General features: G+C 69.9%; 12 protein-coding genes. 7 read left to right on the top strand and 5 right to left on the bottom strand.

Annotated features, from left to right (window positions below):
* The first annotated feature begins 136 nt into the window (after positions 1-136).
* From ccrA to BLT28_RS33995, 6 genes are all read left to right on the top strand, one after another.
* Positions 137-1,474, top strand: coding sequence for a crotonyl-CoA carboxylase/reductase (gene ccrA, locus BLT28_RS33970; protein WP_407638835.1), 1,338 nt, complete (start codon positions 137-139; stop codon positions 1,472-1,474).
* 15 nt (positions 1,475-1,489) lie between these two features.
* Positions 1,490-3,196 (top strand): 3-hydroxyacyl-CoA dehydrogenase family protein, encoded by a 1,707-nt coding sequence (locus tag BLT28_RS33975; RefSeq protein ID WP_030426563.1) that lies wholly within the window; start codon positions 1,490-1,492, stop codon positions 3,194-3,196.
* Between the two features lie 75 nt (positions 3,197-3,271).
* The gene (locus BLT28_RS33980) at positions 3,272-4,381 is read left to right on the top strand and encodes a DegT/DnrJ/EryC1/StrS family aminotransferase (protein WP_030426562.1); all 1,110 of its coding nucleotides are present in this window, start codon (positions 3,272-3,274) and stop codon (positions 4,379-4,381) included.
* 20 nt (positions 4,382-4,401) lie between these two features.
* A complete protein-coding gene (locus BLT28_RS33985) occupies positions 4,402-5,652 on the top strand; it encodes an activator-dependent family glycosyltransferase (protein WP_030426561.1) in 1,251 nt (416 codons plus the stop codon).
* Positions 5,653-5,841: 189 nt separating this feature from the next.
* The gene (locus BLT28_RS33990; protein ID WP_030426560.1) at positions 5,842-6,387 is read left to right on the top strand and encodes an EF-hand domain-containing protein; all 546 of its coding nucleotides are present in this window, start codon (positions 5,842-5,844) and stop codon (positions 6,385-6,387) included.
* Between the two features lie 136 nt (positions 6,388-6,523).
* Positions 6,524-7,063: an EF-hand domain-containing protein gene (locus BLT28_RS33995; RefSeq protein WP_030426559.1), complete on the top strand. Its 540-nt coding sequence runs from the start codon at positions 6,524-6,526 to the stop codon at positions 7,061-7,063.
* On the opposite strand, the gene BLT28_RS34000 is transcribed toward BLT28_RS33995, so the two are convergent.
* The 5 genes from BLT28_RS34000 to rfbA all read right to left on the bottom strand — a co-directional run bounded on the left by BLT28_RS34000 (position 7,060) and on the right by rfbA (position 12,210).
* Entirely contained in the window at positions 7,060-8,529 is a 1,470-nt protein-coding gene (locus BLT28_RS34000; protein WP_231950517.1) for an NDP-hexose 2,3-dehydratase family protein, read from the bottom strand. The genes BLT28_RS33995 and BLT28_RS34000 overlap by 4 nt on opposite strands.
* 143 nt (positions 8,530-8,672) lie before the next feature.
* Positions 8,673-9,614 (bottom strand): NAD-dependent epimerase/dehydratase family protein, encoded by a 942-nt coding sequence (locus BLT28_RS34005; RefSeq protein WP_030426557.1) that lies wholly within the window; start codon positions 9,612-9,614, stop codon positions 8,673-8,675.
* A gap of 78 nt (positions 9,615-9,692) precedes the next feature.
* Positions 9,693-10,274: a dTDP-4-dehydrorhamnose 3,5-epimerase family protein gene (locus BLT28_RS34010; RefSeq protein WP_030426556.1), complete on the bottom strand. Its 582-nt coding sequence runs from the start codon at positions 10,272-10,274 to the stop codon at positions 9,693-9,695.
* A gap of 54 nt (positions 10,275-10,328) precedes the next feature.
* Entirely contained in the window at positions 10,329-11,321 is a 993-nt protein-coding gene (gene rfbB, locus BLT28_RS34015; protein ID WP_030426555.1) for a dTDP-glucose 4,6-dehydratase, read from the bottom strand.
* Positions 11,322-11,334: 13 nt separating this feature from the next.
* Positions 11,335-12,210: a glucose-1-phosphate thymidylyltransferase RfbA gene (gene rfbA, locus BLT28_RS34020; protein WP_030426554.1), complete on the bottom strand. Its 876-nt coding sequence runs from the start codon at positions 12,208-12,210 to the stop codon at positions 11,335-11,337.
* Positions 12,211-12,766: 556 nt separating this feature from the next.
* On the opposite strand from rfbA, the gene BLT28_RS34025 reads away from it, so the two are divergent.
* Complete coding sequence (locus BLT28_RS34025) at positions 12,767-25,792, top strand: type I polyketide synthase (RefSeq protein ID WP_081899925.1); 13,026 nt, start codon at positions 12,767-12,769, stop codon at positions 25,790-25,792.
* The last annotated feature ends 28 nt before the right edge of the window (positions 25,793-25,820 follow it).

The raw sequence follows: 25,820 nt of genomic DNA on the forward strand, positions 1-25,820 counted from the left end.
CCGTGGCTACTGTCGGTCTGGCAGGCGCGTGTATGCGTATGCATGGACCTGGGGGCATCAGCGCGGTCGCAGTCTGACCTGCGGCAGCACCGTGCCGGCGCACCCTTCGAACCCCGGAGGAACCGTCGTGCAGGAGATCGTCGACGCGGTCCTCTCCGAGGACGCCGACGCCGCGGACTTCGCCGCGGTGCCGATCCCGGAGAGCTATCTCGGCGCGGTTGTGCTCGCCGAGGAGTCCGAGATGTTCGCCGGCATGGACAGCCGGGACAAGGACCCGGCCAAATCGCTGCACATCCGGCCGGTGCCCACCCCCGAGCTGGGGCCGGACGAGGCGCTGGTCGCGGTGATGGCCAGCTCCATCAACTACAACACCGTGTGGACCTCGATCTTCGAGCCGCTGCCGACCTTCGGCTTCCTCCAGCGCTACGCGCGCAGCGTTCCCGGTGCCGCCCACCACGACCAGCCGTTCCACGTGGTGGGCTCGGACCTGTCCGGGATCGTGCTGCGCACCGGCGCGGCCGTGCGGCACTGGGAACCCGGCTCGCGCGTGGTCGCGCACTGCCTCAACGTCGAGCTGACCTCGCCGGACGGCCACGACGACACGATGCTCGACCCGGAGCAGCGGATCTGGGGTTTCGAGACCAACTACGGCGGCCTGGCCCAGCTCGCCGTGGTGAAGGCGAACCAGCTGATGCCCAAGCCCGCGCACCTCACCTGGGAGGAGGCTGCCGCGTCCGGGCTGGTGAACTCCACCGCCTACCGCCAGCTCGTCTCCGCCAACGGCGCGCGGATGAAGCAGGGCGACGTGGTGCTGATCTGGGGTGCCGCGGGCGGACTGGGCTCCTACGCCACGCAGATCGTGCTCAACGGCGGCGGCATCCCCGTGTGCGTGGTGTCCAGCCCGGAGAAGGCCGAGCTGGTCCGCTCCATGGGCGCGGAGCTGGTGATCGACCGGTCCGAGGAGGGCTACCGGTTCTGGAAGAACGAGCACGAGCAGGACCCGAGGGAGTGGAAGCGCTTCGGTGCCAGGATCCGGTCGCTGACCGGCGGTGAGGACCCCGACATCGTCTACGAGCACCCGGGCCGGGAGACCTTCGGCGCCAGCGTGTTCGTCGCGCGGCGCGGCGGAACCGTGGTCACCTGCGCGTCCACCTCGGGCTTCGAGCACACCTACGACAACCGCTACCTCTGGATGCACCTCAAGAAGATCGTCGGCTCGCACTTCGCGAACTACCGCGAGGCGTGGGAGGCCAACCGCCTGATCGCCAAGGGAATGATCCACCCCACACTGTCCACTGTGTACCCGTTGGCGGAGACGGGGCGGGCGACCAGCGAGGTGCACGCCAACCAGCACAGCGGCAAGGTCGGCGTGCTCGGCCTCGCGCCGGCACCGGGGCTCGGCGTCACCGACCCGGAGCTGCGCGCGCGGCACGTTTCGCAGATAACCCGATTCCAGCAGACCAGCAGCCACTGAGAGGCGAACGACGCCATGACAGCTCAGCACGCGAGTTCCGGCCCGGTCGGCGTCGTCGGCCTCGGCTCGGTCGGCCAGGCCCTCGTCGAACTGCTCAGCGGAGCGGGCATCGACGTCCTCGGTGTCGACTGCGACCCCGGTGCGGTGGCCCGCGCTCGTGGTCGTGCGCCCGGATCAGTGTTGCTGGGCAACGACTTCTCCGTGCTGAGCGCGGCGGAGGTGGTGATCGAGGCGGTTCCGGAGCACTACGAGCGCAAGGCGATGGTGCTGCGCACGATCGCCGAGACGTGCTCACCCGGCACGGTCCTGATCAGCACCACCGCGTCGCTGTCACTGGCCTCGCTCGCGGTCGCCTCCGGCCGTCCCGAACACGTCGTCGGCCTCGCCTTCCTGGCTCCGCCCGCCGCGGGCACCGGCGTCGAGCTGGTCACCACGGCCATGTCCGGCGCGGAGTCGGTGGCCAGGGCCAAGGATCTGCTCGGGCTGCTGCCGACCGCGCAGAAGGACCTCGGGGCGGCGCGCGGACACGCCTGGGACCTGGTCCTGGCGTACCTGAACCGCTCGGTCGCGCTCTACGAGGTCGGCTACGCGACGCGGGAGGACATCGACACCGCGATGCGGCTCGGCTGCGGCCTGCCGACCGGGCCGCTGGCGCTGCTGGACCGCATCGGGCTGGACGTGGCGCAGCAGGCGCTCATCGAGCTGCACGCGCGCACCGGCATCGCCACCCACGCGCCGACCGGGCTGCTGAACCGGATGGTCGAGGGCGGCCTGCTCGGGCGCAAGGCCGGACAGGGCTTCTACACCTACTCCCCGGCCGGGGAGATCGACTCGGAGCCGGAGCGCTCCGACCGCGGCGGCGCCGCGCGGGCGCGGGAGATCACCCGCATCGGCGTGATCGGCTCCGGCACGATGGCGCGCGGCATCGCCCAGGTGAGCACCCAGGCCGGACTGGAAACGGTGCTGGTGGCTCGGGACGAGCACAAGGCGGAGGCGGCGGTCCGGGCGATCGACGAGTCGCTGGTGCGCGCGGTCCGCCGGGGCCGGGTCACCCCGGACCAGCGCCGCGCGGCGCTGTCGTCGCTGGTCGCCACCGCCTCCCGGAACGAGGTGGCCGACTGCGACCTGGTCATCGAGGCGACCGCGGAGGAGATCGAGGTCAAGACGGAGGTCTTCGCCGCGCTGGACAAGATCTGCAAGAAGGGCGCGATCCTGGCGACCACCACGTCCAGCCTGTCGGTGACCGCGTGCGCCGAGGCGACCACGCGCCGCGCCGACGTGATCGGCATGCACTTCTTCAACCCCGCGCCCGCGATGAAGCTCGTCGAGGTCTCGCGCACCGAGTTCACCGCGGACGACGTGCTGACCACCGTGCACGCCCTGGCCTCCCGGCTGCGCAAGACCACAGTGGACTGTTCCGACCGCGCCGGGTTCATCGTCAACTACCTGTTGTTCCCGTACCTCAACGACGCGATCCGGCTGGTGGAGTCGGGCGCGGCGACGGTACCCGGCCTCGACGCCGCGATCGAGAGCGGTTTCGGATATCCGATGGGGCCGTTCACCTTGCTGGACACCATCGGGCTGGACATCTCCGAGGCGATCCAGTGGCGGCTCCACGAAATCAACTACGACCCGGACGTCAAACCGGCGACCCTGCTGACCCGGCTGGTCGAGCTCGGCCGCCTCGGCCGCAAGACGGGCGCGGGTTTCTGGGGTCCCTAGGGGTTGTTGTCGTCCTGCTCACTGAGATTGGCTGACCAGCGGCGGTGGTCGCTGGCTTGGAGGTTCTGCGTACCCATGGTTACTCGCGTCTGGGACTACATGCCCGAGTACGAGCAGGAGCGCGAAGACATCCACGATGCAGTGGAGACGGTCTTCCGGTCCGGGCAGCTCGTGCTGGGCAACAGCGTGCGCGGCTTCGAGGAGGAGTACTCGGCCTACCACGGCGTCAAGCACACCATCGGCGTCGACAACGGCACGAACGCCATCGTGCTCGGTCTGCGCGCGCTCGGCGTCGGCCCCGGCGACGAGGTCATCACGGTGTCCAACACCGCGGCGCCCACCGTCATCGCGATCGACCAGATCGGCGCGACCCCGGTGTTCGTGGACGTCCACGAGGACGACTACCTGATGGACGTCGGCCAGGTGGAAGCCAAGATCACCTCGAAGACCAAGGCACTGCTGCCGGTGCACCTCTACGGCCAGTGCGTCGACATGGCTCCGCTGCAGGAGATCGCCGACCGGCACGGCATCCCGGTCCTGGAGGACTGCGCCCAGGCGCACGCCGCCCGCCACCACGGCAAGATCGCGGGCACCATGGGCAAGGCGGCCGCGTTCTCCTTCTACCCCACCAAGGTCCTCGGCGCCTACGGCGACGGCGGTGCCACGATCACCTCCGACGACGAGACCGCGGCGAACCTGCGGCGGCTGCGTTACTACGGCATGGAGACCACGTACTTCGTGGTGTCCACGCCCGGGCACAACGCGCGCCTCGACGAGCTGCACGCGGAGATCCTGCGCCGCAAGCTGACCCGGCTCGACGAGTACGCGCAGGGCCGCCGCGACGTGGCGCAGCGCTACCAGGAGGGCCTGGGGGACACCGATCTGGTGCTGCCCAAGGTCAATCCCGGCAACGAGCACGTCTACTACGTCTACGTGGTCCGGCACCCCAAGCGGGACGCGATCATCGAGGCGCTGAAGGCCTACGACATCCACCTCAACATCAGCTACCCCTGGCCGGTGCACCGGCAGACCGGCTTCCACAAGCTGGGCTACGAGGAGGGGTCGCTCCCGGTGACCGAGAAGCTGGCCAAGGAGATCTTCTCGCTCCCGATGTACCCGTCGCTGCCGATCGGCACGCAGGAGAAGGTCATCGCCGCGGTGCGGGACGTTCTCGCCACCGTCTGAGCTGTGGGGGAAATCCAGTCATGCGCGTTCTGTTCGCGACAGTCTCGGAGAAGTCGCACGTCCTGACGATGGCGCCGCTGGCGTGGGCGCTGACCAACGCCGGCCACGAGGTGCGCGTGGCCAGTGCTCCCGGGGTGACCGACACGATCACCAACGCCGGTCTGTCCGCCGTGCCGATCGGCACCGAGCACACCGTGCACGACATGCTCGCCGAGCACGAGACGGTCGAGAACGAGTTCTCCGACTGGAGCGAGCCGTTCCTGGACAAGCAGAACTGGGAGACGCTGCTCCTCAGGTACCAGATCGCCGTCGAGTACGCGTTCAAGTCGTACAACGACACGCTGCTCGACGACCTGGTGGAGTTCGCCCGGTTCTGGAAGCCGGACCTGGTGCTGTGGGACCCGATCACCTTCGCGGGCGGTGTCGCCGCCCAGGTGGTCGGGGCGGCGCACGCGCGGCTGAACTGGGCCGTCGACGTCTACGGCGCGATGCGGGAGGTCTTCCTCCAGCTGCTGGAGCAGCAGCCCGCCGAGGCGCGCACCGATCCGATGGCCGACTGGCTCGGCGGGCACCTCGAGCGCTTCGGCTCGGAGTTCCACGAGGACGTGGTCAACGGTCAGTTCACCATCGACCAGGTGCCGACGAGCATCCAGGTTCCGTTGTCCCTCAACCGGATTCCGATGCGGTACACGCCGTACAACGGCCGCTCGGTGATCTCGTCCTGGCTCAACGAACCGCAGGAGCGGCGGCGCATCCTGCTCACCCCCGGCATGTCCTTCGCCAAGGCGCTCGGCAGCACCTACGTGCCCTTGAAGGAGTCCTTCGAGGCACTGTCCGAATTGGACGTCGAGATCGTGGCGACGCTGGGCGAGAAGGAACGCGAGGTCGTCGGCACGCTCCCGTCGAACACCCGCGCGGTGGAGTTCGTCCCGATGCACGCCGTCCTGCCGACGTGCTCCGCGGTGGTGCACCACGGCGGCTTCGGCACGTGGTCGACGTCCGCGCTCTACGGGGTGCCGCAGTTCCTCCTGCCGATCCGCATGGCCGACATGTGGATCAAGGCGAAGCAGACCGAGAAGGTGGGCGCGGGCCTGTACTCCCACCCCACGGAGACCACCGCGGAGAGCCTGCGCGAGGGCGTGCGGCGGCTGCTGGAGGAGTCCCAGTTCGCCGAGGGCGCCAAGCACCTCCGCCAGGGCATCCTCGAAACGCCCACCCCCAACGACGTCGTCGGCACCCTCGAAGGCCTCACCGCGGCCCACCGCACCTGACCCCCGGCCGCAACGTCTCCCACCGCTACGAACCCCGGTCACCGGCCGGGGTTCGTCCGCGTCGGCGGCCGCGGGGGAGGTTCGGCGGGATGGGGGAGGTTCGAGGGAGAACGGGTGATCATCTTCCGGTGGAGGGGGGTGTGGTCCTAAGTTCGGGTGGGACAGCGTTGAGTGCGGGGAGTGCCGAGAATGGTCGCCGACATCCTGGTCCGGAAGTACACCAAGATCTTCAAGCTCTACGACAGCAACCGGAACGGCTACATCGAGAAGGCCGACGTCAACCGGATGAAGTCGCAGTACCTGATGGCCTTCGACGAGTCGCCCACCTCGGAGAAGGGGCGCGCGGTCAGCGAGCGCTGGGACGCGTTCTGGGCGGCGCTGACGTCCTCGCTCGACCACGACCAGGACGGGCAGGTCAGCCGGGACGAGTTCCTCAACGGGTTCGGGGCGCTGGCGCTCGGCGACTCGGACACCTTCGACGCTGTGCTGCGGCCGCTGATCGAGACGGCCTTCACGCTGATGGACACCGACGGCAGCGGATCGGTCAGCGTGGCCGAGTTCCGCCGGTTCCAGCGGGCCGTGGGCAACGGGGACCAGGCCGACGCGGCGATCGCGCAGCTCGACAAGGACGGCGACGGCATGATCTCGCTGGAGGAACTGGTGCAGAACGCCCGCGAGTTCCTGACCAGCCCCGACCTGGACAGCACCGGCAACTGGCTGCTGGGAGATGTCTAGTCGGGCAGTTCCCTAAGCGGTCGCGAGCGGATGGGGGAGGCGTCGGCGAGATCGGGTGACGCCGGTCAGGAGCGCGGCGCGGTGGTCGTAGCGTGAGGCGTTGGCCTGATCAAGCCGACACCCGCGGGGAGACGCGATGTCCGCAGACATTCTGACCAGGAAGTACGAGAAGGCGTTCCAGCTCTACGACGCAGATGGCAGTGGCTACGTCGACGAGTCCGACGTGAAACGGATGCAGGACCAGCTCGTCGCCGCGTTCGGGGCGTCGGGGACGCCCAAGGAGCCCGCCGTGCGGGAGGGGATCGACGAGTTCTGGTCGGCGTTGACCTCGGCGATGGACCGCAACCTCGACGACCGGCTCAGTCGCGAGGAGTGGGTGAGTGGGCTGGGACAGCTCAGCCAGGACGCCGCCAGCTTCGACGCGGTGTTCGCGCCGGTCGTCGACGCGGTCTTCACGTTGATGGACACCGATGACAGCGGCTTCGTCACCGACGATGAGTTCCGCCGTTTCCAGGCGGGCCTCGGCAACGCCGACCAGGCGGACGCCGCGCTCACGAAGATCGACCGCGATGGTGACGGGGTCATCTCGCGCGAGGAGTTTCTCGCCGACATCCGCGCGTTCCTGACCAGTGACGACCCGGACAACACCAACAACTGGTTCCTCGGCCAGGTCTAGCCGGCGGTGCGAGTTCCGAAGAGGGAGTGCATGCACGCCACCAGGCTCCGGGCCTGCACGTTGACGTAATGGCTGTGCCGCAACAAGCCCACGAGCTGGTGCAGCGGCAGCCAACGGTGGTCCGGGTGGTCGTCCAGGTCCACTTCCTCTTCGGTTTCCACCACCAGGTAACGGGTCCTGGCGTGGTAGAAGCGGCCACCTTCCTCGGAAAGCATTGTGTCGTAACGGATGCGCTCCGCAGGCGCGGTGCGGAGCGCATCGAGGAACGGCAACCGGTCGCTCGGCGGCATGTGCATGTAGTTGTCCACAGTGCACTGCACGGTCGGAGCCAGCTCCACCACGTCCAGGTAGCCGGGCTCGACGCGGGCGTGCACCAGTGCGTGCAGGACACCGCCGAACTGCTTGACCAGGAAGGCGGACAGGCCGTCACCGCTGGGCTCCAGCATCGGCTGGGACCACTGCAGCACCTCGCGGCCGCCCGCGCGCACGTCGACGCCGATCACGTTGAAGAAGCGGCCGGTCACGTGGGAGATGCCCGCGTCGGTGTGCTTCCACTGGTCGATTCCCTTGAGGGGAACGCGGTTCGCGGTGATGTCATGGCGGGTGCGCGCCCCGGTGATCCAGCTGAGGATCTCGTCGGTGGTGTGCACCGCGCCTTCGCTCTCCGTGCAGGAGCGCATGATCGAGGTGGTGAAGGCGTCGCGGTCGGTGGCGGGCAGCAGGGTCGCCAGGTCGGTTCCGGAGAACGGCAGGCAGGACAGCACGGTGCGCGCGTCCATGTTCACCAGGTCGTCCTCGCGCAGCAGCTGGTGCAGCTGGCCCAGCGTCAGCCAGCAGAAGTCCTCGAGCAGTTCGACGTCCTCGGTGACCTCGACGACCATGTTGCGGTTGCGCTTCTGGAAGAACCAGGAACCCTGTTCCGACTGGAGCACGTCCGCGATCACCTTGTGCCGCTTGGTGTCCATGAAGTAGTCGAGGTACGGGACCGGCTTGCCCTTGTGCACCCGGGTGTAGTTGCTGCGGGTCGCCTGCACGGTCGGGGAGAGCTGGACGCCGTTGCAGTTGCCCGGTTCCACCTTGCCCTGCATCAGGCAGTGCAGGACGCCGTCGAACTCCTTGACCACGATGCCGAGGATGCCGATCTCCGGCTGGTTGATGATCGGCTGCTCCCAGTGCTCCACCCAGTGCCCGGGCCGGGTGATCTCCAGGCCCTCCACCACGAAGAACTTGCCGCTGGCGTGGCCGATGTTGCCGGTGACCGGGTCGGCGGACCAGTTCGCCAGCCGGTCCAGCGGGACCCGGTCGACCTCGGTGTAGTTGCGGGTGCCGCAGTCGGTGAACCAGGCGCGGAAGTCGGTGAGGGAGGTGCGGCCGTCCACGGTCAGCGCGGACTCCGCGATCCGCAGCGCGATGGTGGCGTCCGCGGTTCGCAGCGGCACGGCGGAGTGAGTCGAAGTCTCGGTCACGGCATAGTCCTTCGTCCGCTGGCGATCACGTGGAATAGCACCGCTATCCGGAAGGTGATTTCGTGGCCCACCCTATGGCGAATTCTTATTCGGCGGTCGTGGGCCGCAAAGAATAGGGGTGGGGTTAGGGGGCGCAAAAGTGATCAGACGGACACCGGCAGTGCGCCCAGCATCGCCCGCACGGACTCCGCCACCGGCACCGCCGCGGTCCAGCCCAGCCGCTCGCGCGCCTTGGTGGTCGAGGCCTGCGTCCAGTCACCGCCCTTGCTGGTGACGGGTGTCCCCACCTCGCGCACGGCGTTCGCGTCCAGCCCCGCGGCGTCGACGAGCGCGTACACCAGGTCGCGGAGGGCGAGCGCGGTGCCCCGGCCGATGTTGATCACCTCGCCGACCACTCCGGCGTGGGCCGCGCGCAGCACGGCCTCAGCGGCGTCGCGGGCGTCGATGTGGTCCCGCTGCGCCTCCGCGATGCTCAGTTCAAGCGTCTGACCAGGAGAAACCGTGCGCAGCTCGGCGGAGAGCGCGCCGAGGAAGCTGGCGGGGGACGGGTGCGGGCCGAAGACGTTCACCAGCCGCAGGACCACGCCGTCGACGTCCCCGGCCGCGGTGGCCCGCAGCACCGCCTCCGAGCCCGCCAGCTTCGTCTGCGCGTACGTCGTTCGCGGCGCGGGCACGACGTTCTCGTCGATCACCGTGCCGGGGGCGACGGGCCCGTACTCGTGGATCGTGCCCACGTGCACCAGGCGGGGCCGCTGCGGGACCTCCGCCACCGCCTCGACCAGGCGTTTGACCAGGTCGACGTGGGAGTAGGTCATCTCGTGCTCGGTGCTGCCCCAGCCGCCGGTGGCGTTGACGACCACCTGCGCCCGCTCCGCTGTGAGCATGTCGGCAAGGCGTGGCACGTCCGCGCCGCCCACGTCCAGCGACCGGTAGCGGTAGCCGGCGATGTGCGGCGCGAACCGCCTGGCCACCGCGATCACCTCGTAGTCGGCGCCGGCGAAGGCCGCGCAGACCTGCCTGCCGACGCAGCCCGTCGCGCCGAGCACCGCCACGCGGGGGCGGGCGAATCGATCGGTGATGGTCATGGGCCGACGCAACCACGGCCCACGCCGCTCGACAACCCCTAACCGTGCAGGTCAGGGGGCTACAGGCAGGGTGGAGCCTCAGAGCGCCAGGCAGTCGGCGTACTGGGGCAGCAGGCCCTGCGCCTCGGCCTCCTTGAAGCTCGGGGCGGTGGTGTCGCGCTCGGAGAGCACGTAGTCGAGGTCCTTCGGCCACGGCAGCGCCAGATCGGCGTCCAGCGGGTTGATCGACAGCTCGTGGGCGGGGTTGTAGAAGCTCGTGACCACGTACGACATCACCGTGTTGTCCTCGAGGGCGATGAACGCGTGCCCGACGCCGAACGGGAAGTACATGGCGCGGAAGGACACGTCGTCCATCTCCACCACGTCCCACCTGCCGAAGGTCGGCGAGCCCAGCCGCAGGTCGACGACCACGTCCAGCGCCTTGCCGCGCGCGCAGTAGACGTACTTCGCCTGGCCGGGGGGCGTCTTGGTGAAGTGGATGCCGCGCACCACGCCCTTCGCGGACCGGTTGTGGTTGGTCTGCGCCACGGTGTGCTTGCGCCCGACAGCCGCCTCGAATGCCGGCTCCTGGAACGGGGAAACGAAGACGCCACGGCTGTCGGGGTAGACCGTCGGGGTGAACTCGAATGCGCCTTCGACGGCCAGCTCACGTGTTTGCATGTCCGTAGACTACATTTTCGCGACCGCTCGGAAAGGGTAATCGAAAACGCATTTTCAGCCGGTGGGCAGGGCGGCGCCGTCGCGCAGCGGGGCCCACCAGTCGCGGTTGTCCCGGTACCAGGCGGCGGTCTCGGCGATGCCGGTGGCGAAGTCCTTCAGCGGGGCGTAGCCCAGTTCGCTCGCGGCCTTGCTGATGTCCACCGAGTACCGGAGGTCGTGGCCCTTGCGGTCGGCGACGGTGCGCACCATCGACCAGTCGGCGCCCATCAGCTCCAGCAGCTTCTCGGTCAGCTCGCGGTTGCTCAGCTCCGTTCCGCCGCCGAGGTTGTAGACCTCGCCCGCGCGGCCGCGGTCGGCCACCAGCGCGATGCCCCGGCAGTGGTCGTCGACGTGCAGCCAGTCGCGGACGTTGCGGCCGTCCCCGTAGAGGGGGACCTTGATGCCCTCCAGCAGGTTCGTGACGAACAGCGGGATGACCTTCTCCGGGAACTGGTACGGCCCGTAGTTGTTGGAGCAGCGGGTGATGCACGTGTGCAGGCCGTGCGTGCGGTGGTAGGAGCGGACGAGCAGGTCCGAGGACGCCTTCGACGCGGAGTACGGCGAGTTCGGCAGCAGCGGGTGCTCTTCCGGCCAGGAGCCGGACTCGATCGAGCCGTAGACCTCGTCGGTGGACACGTGCACGAACTTGCCGACCGCCGCCTCCAGCGCGCCCTGCAACAGGGTCTGCGTGCCGAGGACGTTGGTGCGGATGAACTCCGCCGATCCGGTGATCGATCTGTCCACATGGGACTCCGCGGCGAAGTGCACGACCAGGTCCACCCCGGCCATCAGCGAGCGCACCAGCTCCGCGTCGCAGATGTCGCCGCGCACGAAGCGCAGCTCCGGCCGGTCGGCGACCGGGGTGAGGTTGGCCAGGTTGCCCGCGTAGGTCAGCTTGTCCAGCACGACGACCTCGGCGCCGGAGAGCGCGGGGTAGCGGCCGCCGAGCAGCTCGCGGACGAAGTGCGAGCCGATGAAACCCGCTCCACCGGTGACCAGGATGCGCACGCTGCAAACCCTTCTAGGAACGGAATTCCTTCGCCACGTCCATGATGTAGCGGCCGTAGCCGGTCTTGGCCAGCTTCTCGCCGAGCGCGTAGCAGGCGTCGGCGTCGATGAAACCCATGCGCAGCGCGATCTCCTCGAGGCACGCGATGCGCACGCCCTGCCGGTTCTCCAGCGTCGCCAGGTACTGCCCGGCCTGCAGCAGCGAGTCGTGGGTTCCGGTGTCCAGCCACGCGAACCCCCGGCCGAGGTCGATCAGCCGGGCGTCACCGCGCTCCAGGTAGACCCGGTTCACGTCGGTGATCTCCAGCTCGCCGCGCGCGGAGGGCCGGATGTTCTTGGCGATGTCCACCACGTCGTTGTCGTAGAAGTACAACCCGGTGATCGCGCGGTTGGAGCGCGGGTTCTCCGGCTTCTCCTCGATGGAGATCAGCCTGCCCTCGCCGTCGGTCTCGCCGACGCCGTAGCGGTGCGGGTCCTGCACCGGGTAGCCGAAGAGCACGCAGCCCTTGACGTCCTTGGCGGTGACTTCGAGGATCTCGGAGAACCGCTGGCCGTGGAAGATGTTGTCGCCGAGGATCAGCGCGGCCGTGTCGTCGCCGACGTGGTCGGCGCCGATGACGAACGCGTCGGCCAGCCCGCGCGGCTCGGCCTGCTCCGCGTAGGTGATGTTCAGCCCGAGCTGCCCGCCGTCACCGAGCAACCGCTGGAACAGCGGCAGGTCCTGCGGGGTGGAGATGAGCAGGATGTCCCGGATACCGGACAGCATCAGCACGGACAGCGGGTAGTAGATCATCGGCTTGTCGTAGACCGGCAGCAGCTGTTTGGACACCGACAGCGTCACCGGGTGCAGCCGGGTACCCGACCCGCCCGCCAGCACGATTCCCTTCACGCCTGGGCTCCTCCCGGGACCGGCTGCCCGTCAGCTCCAGGCCCCGCGGCCAAGCTATGTCGGCCCGCGCTCCCTGAGCCAGGGCCATCCAGGAATTAAGGGGCCGTACCGGAAGGGTCAGGGGTGGGTACTTGACCTGATTTTTCAGCTCGAGGCCGGTGCGGTGGCGCATTTTCACGCCCGGCGTGAAGTCGTGAAACACCTGTTTCGGAGGGGGTGAATCGCCGTATAGCCGAGCAATTCGCGGAGGGCTCGGGGTTACGCCGAACGGCGGCTTGTCAGCCCTGGTGGCGTCCACCGTCCGGTCGATCGCCCGCAGAACCTTTTCCCTTGTCGGGGCCTATGTCGATCGCCTCTCAGGCGGAACGTTAGGGGTTGTTGCTAGGGGTGGGGCGGCAGTTAGTTTCGGACTCAACCGCGCGTGAACGCACAACCGTGTACAAGAACGACAGGGCAATCAGTTTTCTTGATGCAGGTCTCGCTTTAGGGCGTAGGGCGGGACAACACCGAGGTTGTTCTCCTTCTCGATCAACCGAGTATGTGGGGACTAGGGGCGATGGTGGCTGAAGGCGAGAAGGACCAGAACCGGACCGGTGGCGGTATCGCTTCCGAAGATCGGCTTGCGGGATCGGGCATCGCCATCGTCGGGATCGCCTGCAGACTGCCGCGGGCGGGGGATCCCGGCGCTTTCTGGGAGCTGCTGCGCTCGGGAACCGAGGCGATCACCGAGACACCCGCGGGGCACGGACCGGCACGGGCCGGCCGCCTGGCCGAGGTCGACAGGTTCGACCCGGCCTTCTTCGGCATCTCCCCGCGCGAGGCCGCGGCGATGGACCCGCAGCAGCGGCTGGCGCTGGAGCTGAGCTGGGAAGCCCTGGAGGACGCAGGGCTTCCCGCCGACTCGCTGGCCGGGCAGCGCGCCGGTGTCTTCGTCGGCGCGATCGGCGATGACTACGCGACGCTGCTGCACCGCGCGGGTGCCGCGGTCGGGCAGCACACGCTGACCGGGCTCAACCGCGGCATGATCGCCAACCGCGTGTCCTACCTGCTGGGCCTGCGCGGGCCGAGCATGGTTGTCGACAGTGGACAGTCATCCTCGCTGGTCGCCGTGCACATGGCGTGCGAGAGCATCCGCACCGGGGACGCCGACATCGCATTGGCCGGGGGCGTCGCCCTGAACCTGGCGGCGGAGAGCACGCTCGGTGCCGCCGCGTTCGGCGCGTTGTCCCCGGATGGCCGTTGCTACACCTTCGACGCGCGCGCGAACGGCTACGTCCGAGGTGAGGGTGGCGGCGTCGTTGTCCTGAAGCCGTTGTACAAGGCGCTGGCGGACGGCGACCCCGTCTACTGCGTCATCGCCGGTGGCGCGGTCAACAACGACGGTGGCGGCGACACGCTGACCACGCCGGACCGGGCGGGCCAGGAAGAGCTTCTGCGAGCCGCTTATCGGCGCGCGGGCGTCGATCCGGCCTCGGTCCAGTACGTCGAGCTGCACGGCACGGGAACCCGGGTCGGTGACCCGGTCGAGGCCGGAGCCCTCGGCACCGTGCTCGGTGCGGCCCGGTCGCCGGACGCTCCGCTCCGGGTCGGCTCCGCCAAGACCAACGTCGGTCACCTCGAAGGCGCCGCGGGCATCACGGGTCTCATCAAGGCCGCGCTGGCCGTGCGCAACCGTGAACTGCCGCCGAGCTTGAACTTCGAGACGCCCAACCCCGACATCGACCTGGACGCGCTGAACCTCCGCGTGCAGACCGAGCTCGGGCACTGGCCGGGTGAGCGGATCGTCGCGGGTGTCTCCTCGTTCGGCATGGGCGGCACCAACTGCCACATCGTGCTCACCGAGGCGCCGCAGCGGGAAGCGGAGCAGCCCGGCACCGCGCCGAGCGTCCTGCCCTGGCTGCTGTCGGCCAAGTCGCCGCAGGCCCTGCGAGCACAGGCGTCCCGACTGCTGTCCACTGTGGACAAGGCTGATCACCTGGACATCGCGAACTCGCTCGCCACGACCCGCGCCGCGCTGACCCACCGCGTCGGCATCGTCGGCCGGGACCGCGACGAGCTGATCAGCGGGCTGCGCGCGTTCGCGGAGGGGATGCCGCACTCGGCCGTGGTCGAAGGACGCGTCAGCGAGGGCAAGACCGCGTTCCTGTTCACCGGGCAGGGTGCTCAGCGCGTCGGCATGGGCCGTGAGCTGCACGCCGCATTCCCGGTCTTCGCAGAGGCGTTCGACGAGATCATCGCGGCGTTCGACATGTCGCTGGACGAGATCATCGCTGATGGCGGGGAACTCGACCAGACGCAGTACACCCAGCCCGCGTTGTTCGCGATCGAGGTCGCGCTGTTCCGCCTCGCGGAAAGCTGGGGGCTGCGGCCGGACTACCTGTCCGGGCACTCCATCGGCGAGATCGCGGCGGCCCGCGTCGCCGGCGTCCTCTCCTTGACGGATGCGGTCAAGCTGGTCACCGCGCGCGGCCGGTTGATGCAGGCGCTGCCGACCGGTGGCGCGATGGTGTCGCTCCAGGCGAGCGAAGCGGACATCCTGCCGCTGCTCAACGACAAGGTGAGCATCGCGGCCCTGAACGGTCCGCAGTCGACGGTCATCGCCGGTGACGAGGAGGCCGTGCTCGCGGTCGCCGCCGCGAGCGGCGTGAAGTCCAAGCGCCTCACGGTGTCCCACGCGTTCCACTCGCCACTGATGGATCCGATGCTCGACGAGTTCCGCGAGATCGCCGCCTCGTTGACGTACTCGGCGCCGACGATCCCCATCGTGTCGGGGAACGAGGTCGAGCAGTACTCCGCCGACTACTGGGTGGAGCATGTGCGCGGCACCGTGCGCTTCTACGACAGCGTTCGCTGCCTCGAAGAGAACGGGGTCACGCGATACCTCGAACTCGGCCCGCACGGTGTGCTGACCGCGGCGGCCAAGGAGTCCTTGAGCACCAAGGACGGCATCACGCTCGTTCCGTTGCTGCGCAAGGACCGTGCCGAGGACGAAGCCGCGTTGAGCGCCTTGGTTTCCTTGCACGCCAACGGTGTCAAGGTGGACTGGAAGTCCTTCTTCTCCGCCACCGGAGCCCGTCGCGTCGCGCTGCCGACCTACGCCTTCCAGCGGCAGCGCTGCTGGCTCGACGCCGCCGTCGCCTCCGGCACGGCCGTCGTCGCGGAAGACGCGACTGAGCAGGAGACCGAAGAGCTGCCGATCCTGTGGCAGAAGCTCGCCGAAGTCCTTGAGGAGGACGACCAGCGGCGGATCTCGTTGGACATGGTGCGGGCCCTGGTGGCGTCCGTGCTCGGGTACTCCGACCTCGCCGCGGTCGACCCGGACCTGCCGTTCAAGGATCTCGGCTTCGACTCGCTGACCGCCGTCGAGCTGCGCGACCGGCTTTCCACCGCAACCGGGCTGAACCTGCCCAGCTCGCTGCTGTTCAACTACCCCACGCCGAGGCGGCTCTCCGAGCACACCCTCGACGAGTTCCTGGGTCGGGCCGAAGAGAAGGCCGTCGAAACGGGCAGCAGGGACGACAGCGAGCCGATCGCGATCGTGGCGATGGGCTGCCGCTTCCCGGGTGACGTGAACTCGCCGGAGCAGCTGTGGGAGGTCCTGGCCAACGGTCGCGACCTGATCGGGGAGTTCCCCGCCGAGCGCGGGTGGGACATCGACGCGATCTACGACCCGGACCCGGACAAGCCCGGCAAGAGCTACGTCCGCGAGGGCGGTTTCCTGCGGCAGGCCCACGAGTTCGACCCGACGTTCTTCGGCATCTCCGCCCGCGAGGCCATGGCCATGGACCCGCAGCAGCGGGTGCTCATGGAGACCGCGTGGGAGTCCCTTGAGCGCGCGGGCCTGACGCCGAAGGAACTGCGCGGTACCCGGGCGGGTGTGTTCGTCGGCGCGATGCCGCAGGACTACGGCCCCCGGATGTACGAGGCGGGCGAAGGCGTCGAGGGCTACCTGCTCACCGGAACCACCACGAGCGTCGCGTCCGGCCGCATCGCTTACACCCTCGGGCTCGAAGGCCCAGCGGTCACCGTGGACACTGCGTGCTCGTCCTCCTTGGTGGCAGTGCACATGGCGGTGCAGTCGCTGCGCAACGGCGAGTGCACGCTGGCGCTGGCCGGTGGTGTCACGGTCATGCCGAACCCCGGCATCTTCATCGAGCTGACCCGCCAGCGCGCGTTGTCGCCGACCGGCCGGTGCCGCGCGTTCTCCGCCGACGCGGACGGCACGGGCTGGGCCGAGGGCGCGGGCATGCTGGTGCTGGAGAAGCTGTCCGACGCGCAGCGCAACGGGCACCAGGTGCTCGCGGTCATCCGCGGCAGCGCGATGAACCAGGACGGCGCCTCAAATGGGCTCACCGCGCCGAACGGCCTCGCTCAGGAGCGGGTCATCCGCCAGGCGCTGGCCAACGCGGGCCTCAACCCCGGCGACATCGACGCCGTCGAGGCGCACGGCACGGGCACGAAGCTCGGTGACCCGATCGAGGCCAACGCGCTCATCGCGACTTACGGCAGGGATCGCGAGACGCCGGTGTGGCTGGGCTCTCTCAAGTCCAACACCGGGCACACGCAGGCGGCGGCCGGGGTCGGCGGCATCATCAAGATGGTGATGGCGTTGCGGCACAACACGTTGCCGAAGACGTTGCACGTGACCGAGCCGACGTCGCATGTGGACTGGTCTGCAGGCGCGGTGAAGCTGTTGACCGAGGCGCAGCCGTGGCAGAGCGACCGCCCTCGCCGCGCGGCCATCTCTTCCTTCGGCATCAGCGGGACCAACGCGCACGCGATCATCGAGGAGGCTCCGGCGTGCGATGCTGTTCCTGCACGTTGGAGCCGACCGGGTGCGGGTGTCCCGCAAGACGCTGTAGCGCCTTCCTCGTCGCTCGGTGAGAAGGCCGAGCAGATCGACGGGCCGGTCCCGTTCGTGCTCTCCGGCAAGTCGGAAGCGGCGCTGAAGGCGCAGGCCGACCAGCTCTGGTCCTTTGTGGACGCTCAGCCGGAGCTGGACCTCCCGGGCTTCGCCCGGTCGCTGGCCACCACCCGCACCTCCTTCGACCAGCGCGCCGCGGTGGTCGCCCAGGACCGCGTCGAGCTGTTGTGCGGGCTGGACGCGCTGGTCAACGGTGAACCCGCGGCCAACATCACCCAGGGCAACGGTGTGGACGGCCGCAAGGTCGTGTTCGTGTTCCCGGGTCAGGGCTCGCAGTGGCCGGACATGGCGTTGGAGCTGTGGGAGCACTTCCCGCCTTTCCGCGACCAGGTGCTCGCGTGCGACGAGGCGCTGCGGTCCTACATCGACTGGTCCGTCGTGGACGTTCTGCTCAAGAAGGACGGCGCCCCGTCGCTTGAGCGCATCGACGTCATCCAGCCGGTGCTGTTCGCGATGATGACCGGCCTCGCGCAGCTGTGGCGGGCGCACGGCGTCCATCCCGCCGCCGTGGTCGGGCACTCCCAGGGCGAGGTCGCCGCCGCGTACATCGCGGGTGCGCTCACCCTCGACGAGGCGTGCCGCATCATCGCCCGCCGCAGCCAGGCGTGGTCCCGGCTCAGCGGCAAGGGCGGCATGCTCTCCGTGCTGCTGCCCGCCGAGGAGATCCGTCCGCACCTCGAGCCGTGGGGCGACGTCCTGGGCGTCGCCGCGGTGAACAGCCACAGCTCGGCGACGATCTCCGGTGCCGTCGAGGCCCTTGAGGCGCTGGCCGCGGAGCTGACCAAACTCGGGGTGAAGTGCCGCAGGGTCCCCGGCGTGGACACCGCGGGCCACTCACCGCAGGTGGACGCGTTGCGGGAGCAGCTCTACGCGGACCTTGAGGGCGTCGAACCGCTCAAGAACAGCATTCCCTTCTACTCCACGGTCACCGGCGACGTGCTGCCGGGCGAGGAACTGGACACCGACTACTGGTACCGCAACATCCGCGAGTCGGTGGAGTTCGAGGCGGCGACGCGGGCACTGCTCGCCTCCGGTCACACCGCCTTCATCGAGGTGAGCCCGCATCCCATGCTGGCCATGGCGATGCAGGAGACCATCGAGGACACCGGAACCGACGCGATCACCGTCGGCACCCTGCGCCGCGAGGAGGGCGACCGGTCGCGGTTGATGCTCTCGCTGGCCGACGCCTACGCGCGCGGTGTGACCGTGTCGTGGAGCGAGCTCTTCGGCACCGGGCCGACCATCGACCTGCCGACCTACCCCTTCCAGCGTCAGCGCTACTGGCTCGAGGTCGAGCAGGCCGCAGGGGACCTCGGCGCGGCGGGCCTCAGCGGCACCGCACACCCGTTGCTGGGCACCGGAACCGCGTTGCCGGTCGACGGTGGGTACCTGTTCACCGGGCGGCTTTCCCTCCGCGAAGAGCCGTGGCTGGCCGATCACCAGGTCGCGGGCCTGGTCGTCGCTCCGCCGTCGTTGCTGATGGAGTTCGCCGTCGCAGCGGGAGATCTGCTCGGCTGCGACGAGGTCGAAGAGCTCACGCTGGACCACCCGCTGGTCGTCCAGCCCTCCTGCGCGCGCATGGTGCAGGTCGTGCTGGGCGGCTCCGACGACTCGGGTCGCCGTCGCATCAGCATCTTCTCCCGGCCGGACACCGAGGTGGAGGTCGACGACCAGCAGTGGACCCAGCACGCGACGGGTGTCGTGGCGACGGGCGCCGAGCAGGCCGATTTCGACCTCTCCGCGTGGCCGCCGGAGGACGCGAGCCCCGTTGACGTCAGCGGGATCTACGCCGACCTGACCTCGCGCGGGCTGGGCTGCGGCCCCGCGCTCCAGGGCCTGCGGAAGGTGTGGCGGCGCGGCGAGGAGGTCTTCGCCGAGGTCGCCATCGACGCCGAGCACCACGCCGACGCCGCCGAGTTCGTGCTCCACCCGGCGCTTCTGGGGGCCGCGCTGCACGCGGCCGGGGTGAACATGCCCGCCGATCCGGGTGAGCCGATGCTCGCGATGGGCTGGCAGGGCGTTGTCGTGCACGCCAACGCCGCGACCGCGCTGCGCGTGCGGCTCGTGCCGACCGGCGAACGCAGCTACGCGATGACCGTGGCGAATCCGACTGGAATGCCGGTGATCACCGCGCGCACGGTCAGCTTCGACGCGTTGGACATCGACCTCCTGCGCACCGCCGGTTCGCCCGCCGACGACGCGCTGTTCCGGACCTCCTGGCAGCCGGTCGCGCTGCCGTCGGAGCCCGCCGGTGGTCGCTGGACGCGGCTCGGGGCGGACTGCTTCGGCCTGGACGCGGTGCTCGGCACCAGCGGCCGTCCGTCCACTCTGGACGACCTGCAGCTGTTGATCGACGCGGGCGGCGACGTGCCGGACGTGGTGGTCGTCCAGTTCGGCCCGGACCCGCTGGACGAGGGCGATCTGCCCACGGCGGTGCGCACCGTCACCTACCGCGCGCTGGAGCTGTTGCAGCACTGGCTCGCGGACGAGCGCTTCGAGAACTCGGGCCTGCTGCTGGTCACCAAGGGCGCCATGGCCACCGAGGTCGGCGCCGACGTCACCGACCTCGCGGCGGGTGCCCTGTGGGGTCTCGTGCGGTCCGCGCAGTCGGAGAACCCCGGCCGTGTCGTGATCGTCGACCTGGAAAACACTGCCAGCACGAGTACCGCGGAATCCCGGCAGGCACTGCGCCGCGTCATGGCCGTGCACGAGCCACAGCTCGCCCTGCGCGGCGGAAAGCTCCTCGCGCCGAGGCTTTCCCGCGTCGAGGCGAAGCCGCAGAAGCTGGACCTCGACCCCGAGGGCACCGTCCTCATCACCGGTGCGACCGGTGTGCTGGCGGGCCTGCTGGCCAGTCACCTCGTCACCGAGCACGGCGTCAAGCACCTGCTCATGGCCAGCCGCAGCGGTTTGCTGGCCGAGGGCGCGGTCGAACTCGCGCTGGAGCTGGCCGAACTCGGTGCCACGGTCCGCTTCGCCGCGTGCGACGCCGCCGACCGGGGCGCGGTCGAGGTGCTGCTGGACTCGATCTACCCGGAGCACCCGCTGACCGGTGTCGTGCACACCGCGGGTGTGCTGGACGACGGCATCCTGGCCGCGCTCACCCCGCAGCGGGTGGACACGGTGCTGCGGCCCAAGGTCGACGCGGCGATGAACCTGCACGAGCTGACCAAGGACCTGGACCTGCCGCTGTTCGCGCTGTACTCCTCGATGGTCGCCTCCTTCGGCAACCCGGGGCAGGCGAACTACGCGGCGGCCAACGCCTTCCTCGACGCTCTGGCAACCCACCGTCGGGCAAACGGCCTCTCCGGCGTCTCGCTCGGCTGGGGTTTCTGGGCCCAGCGCAGCGGGATGAGCGACCACCTGACCGACGCCGACGTGCAGCGGATGGCCCGCTCCGGGGTCGTTCCCCTCGCCTCCGAAGAAGGTCTGTCGCTGTTCGACGCGGCGGTCGGGGCCGAGGACGCGGCGCTGTTGCCGGTCCGGCTGGACACCGCGACGCTGCGCAACAGGATCAGCGACCCGGCGCTGTCGCCGCTGATGCGGGGCCTGGTGAAGGTGCCGCAGCGGCGCAACGCCGCGACGGCGATCAGCAAGCCCGCCGAGGGCGGTTCCGCGCTGGCCGACCGCCTCGCCGGACTGTCGCCCGCCGACCAGGACCGCGCCGTGCTCGACCTGGTGCGCACGCAGGCCGCCGCGGTCATCGCGCACCCGGACCCGGACGCACTGGAGCCCAAGCGGGCCTTCAAGGACGTCGGCTTCGACTCGCTGACCGCCGTGGAGCTGCGCAACCGGCTCAGCGAGGCATCCGGGCTGAAGCTGCCGACCACGTTGCTGTTCGACTACCCGACGCCCGCCGTGCTCGCGGAGTTCCTGCGCAGCCAGGCCCTGGGCGACCGGAAGTCCTCCGCCGCGCCCGCGACGGTCACCAGGGTGGTCCAGGACGACGACCCGATCGCGATCGTGTCGATGAGCTGCCGTCTCCCCGGCGGGGTCCGCACTCCGGAGCAGCTGTGGGAGATGCTGACCGACGGCCGCGACGCGATGGGCCTGCTGCCCACCGACCGCGGCTGGGACGAGGACCTGTACGACCCGAACCCGGACAGCCACGGCAAGACCTACTCGCGGATCGGCGGATTCCTCTACGACGCGGGCGAGTTCGACCCGGCGTTCTTCGGGATCAGCCCGCGCGAGGCGCTGGCGATGGACCCGCAGCAGCGGGTGCTGCTGGAGACCGCGTGGGAAGCCCTTGAGCGCGGCGGCGTCGCCCCGTCCTCGGTCAGCGGCGAGCAGGTCGGCGTCTACGTCGGCACCAACGGCCAGGACTACGCCGGGCACCTGACGAAGATGCCCGCCGACCTGGAGGGCTACCTGCTCACCGGCAAGGCGGCGAGCGTGGTGTCCGGCCGGATCTCCTACATCCTCGGCACCGAAGGCCCGTCGATCACCCTCGACACCGCGTGCTCGTCCTCGCTGGTCGCGATCCACCTCGCGTGCCAGGCGCTGCGGCAGGGCGAGTGCGATCTCGCGCTCGCCGGTGGCGTGACCGTGATGTCCATGCCCAGCCTGTTCGTCGAGTTCTCCCGGCAGCGGGGTCTGGCCAAGGACGGCCGGGTGAAGGCGTTCTCCGACAGCGCGGACGGCACGAGCTGGTCCGAGGGCGCGGGAATGTTGTTGCTGGAGCGGCTTTCCGACGCGCGTGCCCGTGGGCACAAGGTGCTCGCGGTGGTGCGGGGCTCGGCGGTCAACCAGGACGGCGCGTCCAACGGCCTCGCCGCGCCGAACGGCCCCTCGCAGCAGCGCGTCATCCGGCAGGCGCTGGCCAACGCGGGTGTCTCACCGTCCGAAGTGGACCTGATCGAGGCGCACGGCACCGGGACCGTGCTGGGCGACCCGATCGAGGCGCAGGCGCTGATCGCCACCTACGGCCAGGACCGGGACCGCCCGGTGCGGCTGGGCGCGCTGAAGTCGAACATCGGCCACACCCAGGCCGCGTCCGGCGTCGCCGGGGTGATCAAGCTCGTGCTCGCGATGCAGCACGGCATCATGCCGAAGACGCTCAACGCCGAGGTCCCGTCCACCCACGTGGACTGGTCGGCGGGCGAGGTGTCGCTGCTGACCGAGGCTGTGGAGTGGCCGGAGCGCGACGGTCCGCGCCTCGCGGGCATCTCCGCGTTCGGCATCAGCGGTACCAACGCCCACGCGATCATCGAGCAGGCTCCGGAGATCGACGAGGTTCCCCCGGCGGTGGAGCGGGAGCTCCCGGCGCTGCCGTGGACCCTGTCGGCGCGGTCGGAGAAGGCGTTGCGGGCGCAGGCCGCGCGGCTCCGGGAGCGCGCCGAAGAGGGTTCGCTGCTGGACCTGGCCTACTCGCTGGCCACCACGCGGACGGCCTTCGAGTACCGGGCCACGATCGTCGGCGCCGAGCGGGACGAGCTGCTGAACGCGCTCACCGCGCTGGCCGAGGGCGATGGCGACTTCGGTGTGGTGAACGAGGGCAAGACGGCCTTCCTGTTCACCGGACAGGGCGCGCAGCGGGCCGGTATGGGACGCGCCCTGTACAACGCTTTCCCGTTCTACGCCAGGGCTTTCGACGAGGTCGCGGCGGAGCTGGACAAGCACATGGCGAAGCCGCTCGCGGACGTGCTGGACTCCGATGAGCTGGGCCGGACCGAGTTCACCCAGCCCGCGCTGTTCGCCGTCGAGGTCGCGCTGTTCCGCCTGGTCTCCGAGTGGGGGCTGACCCCGGACTTCCTGGCCGGGCACTCCATCGGCGAGATCGCCGCGGCGCACGTCGCCGGCGTGCTGTCGCTGGCGGACGCGGCGAAGCTGGTCACCGCGCGAGGCAGGCTGATGCAGGCGCTGCCGACGGGCGGGGCGATGGTCTCGCTCCAGGCCGCGGAGGCCGATGTGCTGCCGCTGCTGGCGGGACGGGACGACGTCGGCGTGGCCGCGATCAACGGCCCGCGCTCGACGGTGATCGCCGGGGCCGAGGAGTCGGTGCTCGCGGTCGCCGAGACCAGCGGAGCGAAGTCCAAGCGGCTCACCGTCTCCCACGCGTTCCACTCCCCGTTGATGGAGCCGATGATCGCGGAGTTCCGCGAACTGGTCACCGGCCTGGAGTTCGGGGAGCCGACGATTCCGATCGTCTCCACGGTGACCGGTGAGATCGCCGGGTTGAACGACCCCGAGTACTGGGTCACCCACGTCCGCAACGAGGTGCGCTTCCTCGACGCGGTGCGGCTCCTGGAGAAGCGCGGGGTCACCCGTTTCCTGGAGCTGGGGCCCGATGCGATTCTCACCGCGGCGGCGCGGGACTGCCTGACCGGCGAGAAGGCTGTGGTCGCTGCTTCGATGCGTCGGAACCGGCCCGAGGAGCAGACGCTGATCATCGGTGTGACCGAGCTGTACGGGCGTGGTGCCGAGCTGGACTGGGAGAAGTTCTTCGCGGGCACCGGGGCGAAGTGGACGGAGCTGCCGACCTACGCCTTCCAGCACGAGCGGTTCTGGTACCAGCCGCCGAAGGAAGAGGTCTCCCTCGCCGCGGGCTCGACCGACGCGGAGTTCTGGGAGATCGTGGACAACGGCGACGCCGGCGCGCTGCGGTCCTTCATGGACATCGACGCAGACCAACCGCTGGCCGACCTGCTGCCCGCGCTGTCGTCCTGGCGTCGCCGCAACCAGGATCGGTCCACTGTGGAGTCCTGGCGGTACCGCGCGGTGTGGCGGGCCCAGCCGGAGGTGCACGAGCCCGCTCTCCCCGGCGCCTGGGTGGTGCTGACCCCGGAGCCCGGTATCGGCGGCCACGCGGTCTCGGCCGCGGTGAAGGCGCTGGAGACCTTCGGCGCCCGAGTGTCCACTGTGGAGATCGGCGCGGCGGAGGCCGACCGCGAGCTGGCCGCGGTGAAGCTCAAGGAGGCCACGGCGAGCGAGCCGGTCAGTGGCGTGTTGTCGTTGCTGGGACTGGACGAGCGTCCGCACCCGGAGCACCCGGCGATGTCGGTCGGGCTCGCGGCGACGATCGGTGTCGTGCAGGCGATGCACGACATGGACGCCAAGGCCCGGCTCTGGCTGGCCACCTCCGGCGCGGTCGTCACCGGTGATGAGGACGGGGCGATCAACCCGGCGCAGACGACCCTGTGGGGCCTCGGGCGGGTGCTCGGCCTTGAGCAGCCGCAGCGCCTGGGGGCACTGATCGACCTGCCGCAGGAGCTGGACGAGCGTGCGCTCTACCGCTTCGCGTGCGCCCTGTCCGCGCCGACCGACGACGACCAGCTGGCGATCCGTCCCTCGGGCACCTTCGCCCAGCGCTTGGTGCACGCGGACAGCGACAAGCCCACTGGAGCGGAGTTCCTTCCGTGGGGCACGATTCTGATCACCGGCGGCACCGGCGGGCTCGCCGGGCACGTCGCGCGGTGGCTGGCGCGCAGTGGCGCGGAGAGGTTGGTGCTGACCAGCCGTCGCGGTCCCGACGCCCCCGGTGCCGCCGAGCTGGTCGCGGAGCTGGAAGCTCTCGGTGCCTGGGTGACCGTGGCGGCCTGTGACACCTCCGACAAGCAGCAGCTCGCGGACCTCATCGCCGAGGTGGAGAAGGACGGGCCGATCCGCTCGGTCTTCCACACGGCGGGCGTGGTGCGGTTCGCGCCGCTCGCCGAGACTTCGCTCGACGAGGTCGCGGAAGTGGCTTCGGGCAAGGTGATCGGCGCTGCGCACCTCGACGAGCTGTTCGCCGACCGCGACCTGGACGCCTTCGTGCTGTTCTCCTCCGTCGCCGCGGTGTGGGGCAGCGGTGGGCAGGGCGGGTACGCCGCGGCCAACGCCTTCCTCGACTCCCTCGCGGAGCGGCGGCGGGCGCGGGGCCAGGCCGCCATGTCGATCGCGTGGGGCCCGTGGGCCGACGACGGCATGATCCGCGGCGAGGGCGTCGAGGAGCACCTGGCCCGGCGCGGACTCGTGCCCATGTCGCCGGAACTGGCGGTGACCTCGCTGAAGGTGGCCCTGGACAACAACGACACGTGCCTTGCCGTCGCGGACATGAACTGGGAGCGCTTCGTTCCCGGGTTCACCGCGGGCCGGGCGCGGCCGATGCTCGACGAACTGCCCGCGGTGAAGGCGATGCAGGCCGAGGCCGCGCAGCCGGAGCCGGCGCCGGACGCGTTCGACTTCGCCAAGCACCTGGCCGGGCTGCCCAAGTCCGAGCAGGCGCGGGAGCTGCTGGACATGGTGCGCGCGCAGGCCGCCGCGGTGCTGGGCCACGCTTCGGCCGACGCCGTCGCCGCCGACCGCGCGTTCAAGGAGCTGGGCTTCGACTCGCTGATGGCGGTCGAGCTGCGGGACCGGCTGCACAAGGCGGTCGGGCTGCGGCTGAGCGCGATGATGATCTTTGATTACCCGGATCCGCAGGCGCTCTCGGAGTACATCCGGGGCGAGCTGCTGCCGGAGCAGCCCGAGGTAACGCCGTCGGTCTTCGCCGAACTCGACCGCATCGAGTCCGCGTTGCCCGGCATCGAGGCCGATGCGGCGCTGCGTGCCGAACTCGCCGCCAGGTTCGCCGACCTGGCAAGTCGCCTCGGGGCACCATCCAGTGTGGACGAGAGGTTGGGCGACGACGCGAGCGCGGAGGACGTTTTCAGGTTCATCGATGAGCTGGGGTCATAGGGAGCCGCCATGAGTGAAGACGAGAAGC

The organism is Allokutzneria albata, from assembly GCF_900103775.1.
GTDB lineage: Bacteria > Actinomycetota > Actinomycetes > Mycobacteriales > Pseudonocardiaceae > Allokutzneria > Allokutzneria albata.